At 44.5% G+C, this 8,917-nt stretch carries 7 protein-coding genes and 1 rRNA gene; 7 read left to right on the plus strand and 1 reads right to left on the minus strand.

Translation table 11 applies throughout. From position 1 onward, the window contains the following. Window positions 1-19 precede the first annotated feature (19 nt). Genes yaaA through gyrB form a run of 4 tightly spaced genes read left to right on the plus strand, consistent with a single transcriptional unit; the run spans window position 20 to window position 3,611 of the window. Entirely contained in the window at window positions 20-235 is a 216-nt protein-coding gene (gene yaaA, locus AC1DM9_RS17230) for a S4 domain-containing protein YaaA (RefSeq protein ID WP_339205835.1), read from the plus strand. A 27-nt stretch (window positions 236-262) separates the two neighbouring features. Further along, a complete protein-coding gene (gene recF / locus AC1DM9_RS17235; RefSeq protein WP_477511811.1) occupies window positions 263-1,372 on the plus strand; it encodes a DNA replication/repair protein RecF in 1,110 nt (369 codons plus the stop codon). A 30-nt stretch (window positions 1,373-1,402) separates the two neighbouring features. After that, window positions 1,403-1,654 (plus strand): extracellular matrix regulator RemB, encoded by a 252-nt coding sequence (gene remB / locus AC1DM9_RS17240; RefSeq protein ID WP_054025778.1) that lies wholly within the window; start codon window positions 1,403-1,405, stop codon window positions 1,652-1,654. A gap of 46 nt (window positions 1,655-1,700) precedes the next feature. Further along, the gene (gene gyrB, locus AC1DM9_RS17245; protein WP_076266599.1) at window positions 1,701-3,611 is read left to right on the plus strand and encodes a DNA topoisomerase (ATP-hydrolyzing) subunit B; all 1,911 of its coding nucleotides are present in this window, start codon (window positions 1,701-1,703) and stop codon (window positions 3,609-3,611) included. Between the two features lie 32 nt (window positions 3,612-3,643). Here the strand turns inward: gyrB and AC1DM9_RS17250 are convergent, their stop codons facing one another. Beyond that, on the minus strand, window positions 3,644-4,417 hold the full coding sequence (locus AC1DM9_RS17250) for a YheC/YheD family protein (RefSeq protein ID WP_441878046.1): 774 nt from the start codon (window positions 4,415-4,417) through the stop codon (window positions 3,644-3,646). A gap of 288 nt (window positions 4,418-4,705) precedes the next feature. On the opposite strand from AC1DM9_RS17250, the gene gyrA reads away from it, so the two are divergent. From gyrA to AC1DM9_RS17265, 3 genes are all read left to right on the plus strand, one after another. Then, on the plus strand, window positions 4,706-7,189 hold the full coding sequence (gyrA, locus tag AC1DM9_RS17255; RefSeq protein ID WP_477511813.1) for a DNA gyrase subunit A: 2,484 nt from the start codon (window positions 4,706-4,708) through the stop codon (window positions 7,187-7,189). A gap of 105 nt (window positions 7,190-7,294) precedes the next feature. Next, window positions 7,295-8,368 carry an HD-GYP domain-containing protein gene (locus tag AC1DM9_RS17260; RefSeq protein ID WP_477511814.1) on the plus strand — a complete coding sequence of 358 codons (1,074 nt, stop codon included), beginning with the start codon at window positions 7,295-7,297 and terminating at the stop codon, window positions 8,366-8,368. Between the two features lie 419 nt (window positions 8,369-8,787). Beyond that, a 16S ribosomal RNA gene (locus AC1DM9_RS17265) occupies window positions 8,788-8,917 on the plus strand; the annotation flags it as partial.

Consider the following 8,917-nt stretch of genomic DNA (forward strand, 5'->3'; position numbering starts at 1 on the left):
AAAGGGCTGACCTATTTTCATGAAAGAAATCGCCATCAAGACGGAATATATAACGCTGGGCCAATTTTTGAAGCTTTCTGATTGCATTCAAACCGGCGGTCATGCGAAGTTTTTCCTTCAAGAAAACACTGTCGTTATTAACGGAGAAGCGGATAACCGCAGAGGAAGAAAATTGTATGCTGGCGATAAAGTAGAAGTTGAAGGCTGCGGCGTCTTTACGGTAGGTAGAGAGTAACGCACCAACGGACCGGGAGGTCAAAACGTGTTTTTAACGAGCATACAGCTGCAAAATTATCGGAACTACAGCGAGATTGACTTGCAAACGCCGAATAAGGTCAATATATTTCTTGGGCAAAATGCTCAAGGCAAAACTAATTTGCTAGAGGCTATATTCGTACTTGCTTTAACGAAGTCTCATCGTACCTCTAAGGATAAGGAGCTTATTGGCTGGCAAGAAAGCTCCGCTCGCATTACTGGTGAGGTCGATAAGAAGTACGGAGCGATTAAGCTGGATCTCCTTTTCTCAGCGCAAGGAAAAAAAGCGAAAATAAACGGACTTGAGCAGCGTAAGCTCAGTGATTTCATCGGTTCGGTAAATGTCGTCATGTTTGCGCCAGAGGATCTTGAAATTGTAAAAGGAACGCCGGGAGTGCGAAGACGGTTTCTCGATATGGAAATCGGACAAGTACAGCCCGGCTATTTGTATACACTCCAGCAATATGGAAAAGTGCTGCAGCAGCGCAACAATTTTTTGAAAGCCTCCTATCCTGGGGGGGCAAATCAAACGATGCTTGAGGTGTGGAATCAGCAGCTCGCAGAGCATGGTGTTAAAATCATGAAAAAAAGGAAACACTTTATACATAAATTACAAACGTTTGCAGAACGAATACATGCAGGCATAACGAACGGGACTGAGCAGCTCACGATTGACTACCGTCCTTCTTTTGATACAGATGCCCAGCAAGATGAATCTGTTTTATTTGATCAATTTATGATAAAGTTAACACAGGTGAAAGATCAGGAGATTCGCAGAGGTGTTACGCTCGTGGGTCCGCATCGCGATGATTTGGCGTTTTTTATCAACGGCAAAGAAGCGCAAGTCTACGGCTCACAGGGGCAGCAGCGAACAACGGCCCTGTCTTTAAAATTGGCAGAAATAGAACTCATTAACGAGGAAATCGGTGAGTATCCGATTTTGCTGCTTGACGATGTGCTGTCAGAGCTTGATCAGAACCGTCAGACACAGCTTATTGAGACATTTCAGAGCAAAGTACAAACCTTTATTACAACGACCGGCCTTGAAAGCGTGAATGTGAGCAGGCTTCAGGATGCCGGCATCTATCATGTGCATGACGGCCGAGTGACACGTTAAATTGCGAATAGGAGAGGTGAGGAAGAGGACATGTACATCCATTTGGGCGGCGAGAAAATAATTCGGGCTGCGGAGCTCGTGGCCATCTTTGATATTTCTATCGAGCAATCCTCTAAACTATCCAAGCAATTCGTTGCGGGAGCACGCAAGCGTAAGGACGTTGAAACGATAGGCGAGGAAGAGCCAAAATCGATCGTTGTAACGAAGCAAAAAATATATTATTCGCCTATTTCATCCTCTACGCTTAAGAAAAGAGCCCATCAGTTTGTGGCTAACGGCTAGAGCGAAGGCGATCAGGAACAGCAGTTGAGAGGAGCAGTGAAGTTGCATGTCTTTGGAACAGCATACGTATGACGAGAGTCAGATACAGGTCTTGGAAGGTTTAGAGGCGGTACGCAAACGTCCGGGGATGTATATTGGCTCCACTAGTGGCAAAGGTCTTCACCATCTCGTATGGGAGGTTGTTGATAACAGTATTGACGAGGCTTTGGCCGGTTATTGCTCAAAAATCGAAATTATCGTGCATGAGAATAACAGCGTAACGGTTATCGATAATGGACGCGGTATCCCTGTAGGAGAGAATGCGAAACTGAAAAAATCGACGCTAGAAGTCGTTATGACTGTTTTGCATGCGGGAGGTAAGTTCGGCGGAGAGGGCTATAAAGTATCCGGCGGCTTGCACGGGGTCGGCGTATCTGTCGTAAACGCACTGTCCGAGCTTGTCATTGTTCAAGTAAAACGCGAAGGCAATATCTATCAGCAAGAGTACCGCAAGGGTGCTCCGCAGTATGATATTAAAATTGTCGGCGAGACAACGGAAACAGGTACTCAAGTAACGTTTAAGCCTGATACAGAAATTTTTACGGAAACGACCGTATACGACTATGAGACGCTGCAATCGCGTATTCGCGAGCTTGCGTTTTTGAATAAAGGCATTGAAATTGTGCTTAGTGATGAGCGTACTGGCGTATCCAATACGTTTAAATATGAGGGCGGTATTATCGAGTTTGTAAAATACTTGAACCGCAATCGCGAACCTTTGCATGAGCTGCCAATTTATGTGGAAGGCTCGAAGGATCATATCCAAGTAGAAGTCGCTCTACAGTATAATGACAGCTACACCGAGAATATATACTCTTTCGCAAATAATATTAATACACATGAGGGCGGTACGCATGAGTCGGGCTTTAAGAGCGCACTTACGCGTATTATTAACGATTATGCCCGCAAATCAAATCTCATCAGGGATAATGATTCGAATTTCTCCGGCGATGATGTGCGTGAGGGCTTGACGGCTATTATTTCTGTCAAAATCCCGGAACCGCAATTTGAGGGACAAACAAAGACTAAGCTTGGCAACAGCGAAGTCCGCGGAATCGTAGAATCATTTTTTGCTGAGAAGCTGCAGGAATTTCTAGAAGAGAATCCTTCTGTTTCGCGCAAAATCGTAGAAAAAGGTCTATCTGCTGCTCGTGCTCGTGAAGCAGCGCGCAAAGCGCGTGAGCTGACTCGCCGTAAGAGCGCTCTGGAAGTTGGCTCTCTACCTGGTAAGCTTGCTGACTGCTCATCCAAGGATGCATCGATCAGCGAACTGTACATCGTAGAAGGTGACTCTGCCGGTGGATCTGCCAAGCAGGGCCGCGATCGTCATTTCCAAGCCATTTTGCCGCTTCGCGGTAAGATTTTGAACGTAGAAAAAGCGCGTCTCGATCGTATTCTTGGCAATGCTGAGATTCGGGCAATGATTACAGCGATGGGCACCGGTATAAGCGATGATTTCGATTTAACTAAAGCACGTTATCACAAAATCATCATTATGACCGATGCGGATGTCGATGGCGCTCATATTCGTACGCTCATCTTAACGTTCTTCTATCGCTATATGCGTGAAATTATAGACGCTGGCTATATTTATATTGCACAGCCTCCTCTATTCAAGATCGAGCGTAATAAGGTCATTCGCTACGCGCAAACCGAGAAGGAACGCGAGAAGATTTTGGCTGAATTTGGAGAAGGCGTAAAAGTAAACGTTCAGCGCTATAAAGGTCTTGGAGAGATGAACGCTACTCAGCTTTGGGAGACAACGATGGATCCTGAAAGCCGTACGATGCTCCAGGTAACGATTGAGGATGCAATTGAAGCGGATATCGTGTTCGACACGCTTATGGGCGATAACGTTGAACCGCGCCGCGAATTTATTCAAAAATACGCTAGATACGTAACGAATCTAGATGTTTAAAATAAAGGATCTCGTAAAGAAGCAGCCGCCCATTATGGACGACTGCTTCTTTTTTTAAATCGGCCATAGGCGACTGCATAACGATATACTTTATGAAAAACATTTTGGTCAGGCAGCTTTCGAAAGATAAATGGGTCGGGTAGTGTATTGACTTCCAAAATCCATGGATGCAGTTTTGCATCAATTGCGATGTCCACGCCTAGCTCTTTTATATTGGGGTAGGCACCTTGTAACTGGTTGGCAATCGTAATGCTGACTTTTCTTAATTTGTTTTTGAAGGCAGCAAGTTCTGAAGCATTAGCATGATCGCCCATGAGCCGCTCAAGAGCCATCGGAGTCCCGCCGCTGTGATAATTGGTTACTATTTTCGCAGGATGGGCGAGTCTACCGATAATGCCAGTGGCCTCCCATTCGTTATGAGGGTTTTTCTGAACCATAACGCGAATATCGAAGCGCCGCTTTTGATGTTTTAGCAAATGGATACCTTTTTGAACAAGATAGCTTCGCTTCTTCGTTTGTTGAGCTAGCTTATGGTATAACTGGTCGAGTGTTGAGAAAAACAAGATTTTTGTCCCTAGCTGATAGCGATATCCGAGAGCAGGTACAGTAGTTCTCTCCACGCGGATGACGCCATTGCCGAACGTACCGTTTATCGGCTTGACGTAGACCATACCATATTCACTAAGCATTGACTGAAGGCTGCCGCGTCCGAATAGTTTTGTTGGGGGCATATAAGAGCGCAAATAGTCAGATTTCAACATGACTTTTGTTTTGGCCCATTTGCTCGTAACGCGTTGTATACTCAACGATTTTTCTCCTTTCAAAATGCTGCTTTTACAGGTCATCGATTTCAAATGATGCAGGAGACAGACTTTCGATTGAGTGGTATAATGAAAGTTGGGTCTGTTTATTTTATGGCAGGTTTTCATGTATGGAGAGCGGTAATTCACCTATTTTTAGCAAGTAAAGACGAAAGTTTCGCAGGAATTCCAAAAGCATGAGCGCAAAAGGTTTATATGCTCGCTTTTTGAGAAAGTAATATAAGAGTTATGTTGATTTAAGAGTAGCTATAGATGGCGTCAGGGAGGTAAATCATGGCGGAAGAACAACGTATGTCTGTAAGAGATCGAGATATTGGTACGGAGATGCGGGATTCCTTTATGGATTACGCAATGAGTATCATCGTAAGTCGCGCTCTTCCCGATGTTAGGGATGGACTTAAACCAGTGCATCGACGTATTTTGTATGCGATGTCTGAGCTGGGCATGTCACCGGACAAGCCCCATAAGAAGTCAGCGAGAATTGTAGGAGAAGTAATCGGTAAGTATCACCCGCATGGTGATTCCGCAGTTTATGAGTCGATGGTACGGATGGCACAAGATTTCTCCATGCGTTATATGCTCGTAGATGGACATGGTAACTTTGGTTCAGTTGATGGCGACTCTGCAGCTGCCATGCGTTATACGGAAGCTCGTCTTTCGAAGATGGCAATGGAGTTGCTACGCGATATCAACAAGGAAACGATTGATTTCATTCCTAACTATGACGGTGAAGAGTCGGAACCAGTTGTATTGCCAGCACGTTATCCAAACCTTCTCGTAAACGGGGTTACTGGGATAGCGGTTGGTATGGCTACGAATATTCCACCTCATAACTTGAATGAGGTTATCGATGGAGTACAGGCGCTTATTGTTAATCCTGACATTACGCCACTCGAACTCATCGAACACATAAAAGGTCCGGATTTTCCAACAGCCGGTTTTGTAATGGGCCGTATGGGGATTCGTCAAGCTTATTTGACAGGCCGCGGTTCGGTAACAATGCGAGCAAGGGCGACGATTGAAGAAAATAACGGCAAAGCGCGCATCATTGTGCATGAACTGCCTTATCAAGTCATTAAAGCTCGTTTAGTTGAGAAAATTGCCGAGCTCGTTCGCGAGAAGAAAATTGAAGGTATTACTGATTTGCGAGATGAATCGGATCGTAACGGCATGCGCGTAGTCATTGAGCTTCGTCGTGATGTTAACCCGAGCATCGTACTTAATAATTTGTACAAGCATACACAGCTGCAATCCAACTTTGGGATTAACATGCTGGCACTCGTAAATGGTGAGCCTAAGACGCTTAACATACGCGATATGCTTTATCATTATTTACAGCATCAGATCGAGGTTATTCGTCGTCGTACGGAGTTTGATCTCAAAAAGGCTGAAGCTCGCGCACATATCTTGGAGGGCTTGCGAATAGCGCTTGACCATTTGGATGAGGTCATTGCACTCATTCGCGCTTCCCAAACAGCTGATCAAGCTCGTGAAGGCTTAATTACAAGATTCTCGCTCAGCCATGAGCAGGCGCAAGCGATTTTGGATATGCGTTTGCAGCGCCTGACTGGTCTGGAAAGAGATAAAATAGAAGCAGAGTATGCAGAACTTATGCGTAAAATTGCTGAATATAAAGCGATTCTAGCTGATGAGCAGCTTGTGCTCGATATTATTAGCACAGAGCTTGCTGAATTGAAGGATCGTTTCGGTGATGAGCGTCGTACGGAGATAATGGCAAGTGATGAGGAAATTCTCGATGAGGATCTTATTCCTCGTGAGGATGTTATCATCTCCATTACTCACACGGGCTATATCAAGCGTTTGCCGGTTGGCACTTACCGCAGCCAGAAGCGCGGCGGCAAAGGCGTTGTCGGCATGGGTACTAAGGATGATGACTTTGTTGAGCATCTATTTGTATCCAATACGCATCACTACCTGCTGTTCTTTACGAACAAAGGTAAGGTGTATAAGCTGAAAGCCTATGAGATTCCTGATCTTAACCGTACTGCACGCGGTACGCCTATTATCAACCTCATTCAAATTGAACAGGGTGAGACAATCAATGCGGTCATACCTGTACAAGAATTTGATTCGGAACATTACTTGTTCTTTGCTACAAGGCAAGGGGTTGTGAAGAAGACTCCGCTTGATGACTACGTCAACATTCGGAAAGTCGGATTGATCGCAATCTCACTTCGTGAGGACGATGATCTAATTGGCGTTAAGCTGACTGACGGTAACCAGGAAATTATTATGGGAACTGCGCAGGGCATGTCCATACGTTACTCTGAGCAGGATGTCCGTTCTATGGGACGTTCCGCTACAGGCGTGAAAGGTATCCAGCTTGATGATGAAGATACCGTTATTGATATGGATGTTATCGTACCGGATAACGATATCCTGATCGTTACCTCCAAAGGTTACGGCAAGAGGACACCAGTGGCCGATTATCGTATTCAGAACCGTGGCGGTAAAGGGATTAAGACGCTTAACGTAACCGATAAGAATGGACCGATCGTCTCACTAAAAGTGGTTGAGAATGATGAGGATCTTATGATTATGACTTCATCTGGCACGATGATTCGTACCAGCATGGAAGGCATATCTACGATGGGACGGAATACGCAAGGCGTAAGGCTGATTAATACACGCGAAGATGATACGGTAGCGACTGTTACACGTGTTGCTCGCAGTGAAGAGAATGAAGCTATAGATGAAAATGAAGAGCAAGATGGCGGCGAAACGACGCAAGAATAAATGAAAGCAGACGCAGCTGACTCCGTCGCATGACGGGTCAGCCTAGGTTTGCTTTATTTATGGGAGTACATAATTACTATTCAGGCACAAGGGGAGAGGACTCTCGTGGCAGCAGTAACATTATTACATCTCAAATTAGGCGACAAAATCATTGAAGATGTCCTCACCCCACTTGGCAGTGTTTTATTTCAAAAGGGAAAGATCGTTACCCCAAAAGAAATAGAAATATTGCAAGCATTTCTCGTCACAAGTGTCGAGATTGAATCGAATATTGATTTGAGCAAGACAAAAGAGGATACCGATGAGGATGCAAGCCAAGAACCGAGTTCAGCATTAGTCGCATCTCCCCTTCATGAAGAGTACGACAAAATGATTATTGTTTTACGCCAAGTATTTAACACTGTTGCAGCGGGTCAAGCCATGCCGATCATGGATGTACGCAAGCAGCTTGAGAAAATGCTGGAGCACATAAAGAGCTACAACTTGCTGACCTTTGTACCGCGTCAATTTTTGGAGAAAGACTATTTGCTTCATAACAGCATTACGTCTGCATTAACCTCCTATCAAATTGCACAGTGGACTGGCTTTCCTCAAAAGGATTGGATGCAAATTGCATTTGCCGGTTTATTGCATGATATCGGCAACGTCCGAATTGACAAAGCAATCTTGACGAAGCCTAATACATTATCAACAGAAGAAAAAGAAGAAATGATGCGTCATACGGTTCTTGGGTACCAATTGCTCAAGAATGTATCTGCTCTTAATGAGGGGGTAAAGATGGCGGCGCTTCAGCATCATGAGAAGGTTGACGGAACAGGTTATCCGCTCGGCATTGATGCGACGAAGATAAACCCGTACGCCAAGATCGTAGCGATTGCTGATATATTTCATGCAATGACTTTGAACAAGGCATATAGGAAAGCTGCATCTCCGTATCTCGTATTGGAACAAATCCAAAGCGATTCCTTCGGGAAGCTGGATCCTACTTATGTCCGTACATTTGTAGAGAAGGCTACTCAGTTCCATAATGGGACGGTCGTTAAGCTTAGCGATGAACGTATTGGAGAGATTGTATTCTCGGATCGTAATTATCCGACTAGGCCTTGGGTATCCATTGAAGGTGTCATTGTAAACTTAATCGTAGACAGGCATCTTCATATTAAAGAAGTGCTCAGATAAGCGAATTCGTCAAAACTTTAAGTAAGTACAGTGTAACGATAAGGAGACTAAACGAAGTCTTCTCACCGTAACATTGTACTTACTTTTTTTATTGTATAAGAAGAATAATTAATGAAAGTTAGGAAATTATATAATATGTTGTAGCAAGTTATATTTTTTAAACAAGCCATTATGGCCAGCTGCAAAGGTGAGAAGAAGGTATGAAATGCTAATGCAAAAAGTTTTTCGCAAATAATGAAAAAAAAACTTGCAATGCCATAGGCGCGTATGATATATTATCTAGGTCGCCAACGAGATACACGGCCGACAAGAGAGAAAAGATTGCTCTTTGAAAACTGAACAACGAGTAATAACTGCCTCGCAAATCCTTCGGGATAAGCGAAAAAAGCGATAAAAAAGTAATGAGCATTTCAAACACCAATTTGGAGAGTTTGATCCTGGCTCAGGACGAACGCTGGCGGCGTGCCTAATACATGCAAGTCGAGCGGAGTTGATGAGGTGCTTGCACCTCTGATGCTTAGCGGCGGACGGGTGAGTAACACGTGGGTA

The organism is Paenibacillus sp. 01T431 (assembly GCF_056398625.1).

Excerpts from the sequence above, each read along its gene's own strand:
- gyrA (WP_477511813.1), top strand. The coding sequence starts at position 4,706 with ATGGCGGAAGAACAACGTATGTCTGTAAGAGATCGAGATATTGGTACG.
- yaaA (WP_339205835.1), top strand. The coding sequence starts at position 20 with ATGAAAGAAATCGCCATCAAGACGGAATATATAACGCTGGGCCAATTT.
- remB (WP_054025778.1), top strand. The coding sequence starts at position 1,403 with ATGTACATCCATTTGGGCGGCGAGAAAATAATTCGGGCTGCGGAGCTC.
- gyrB (WP_076266599.1), top strand. The coding sequence starts at position 1,701 with ATGTCTTTGGAACAGCATACGTATGACGAGAGTCAGATACAGGTCTTG.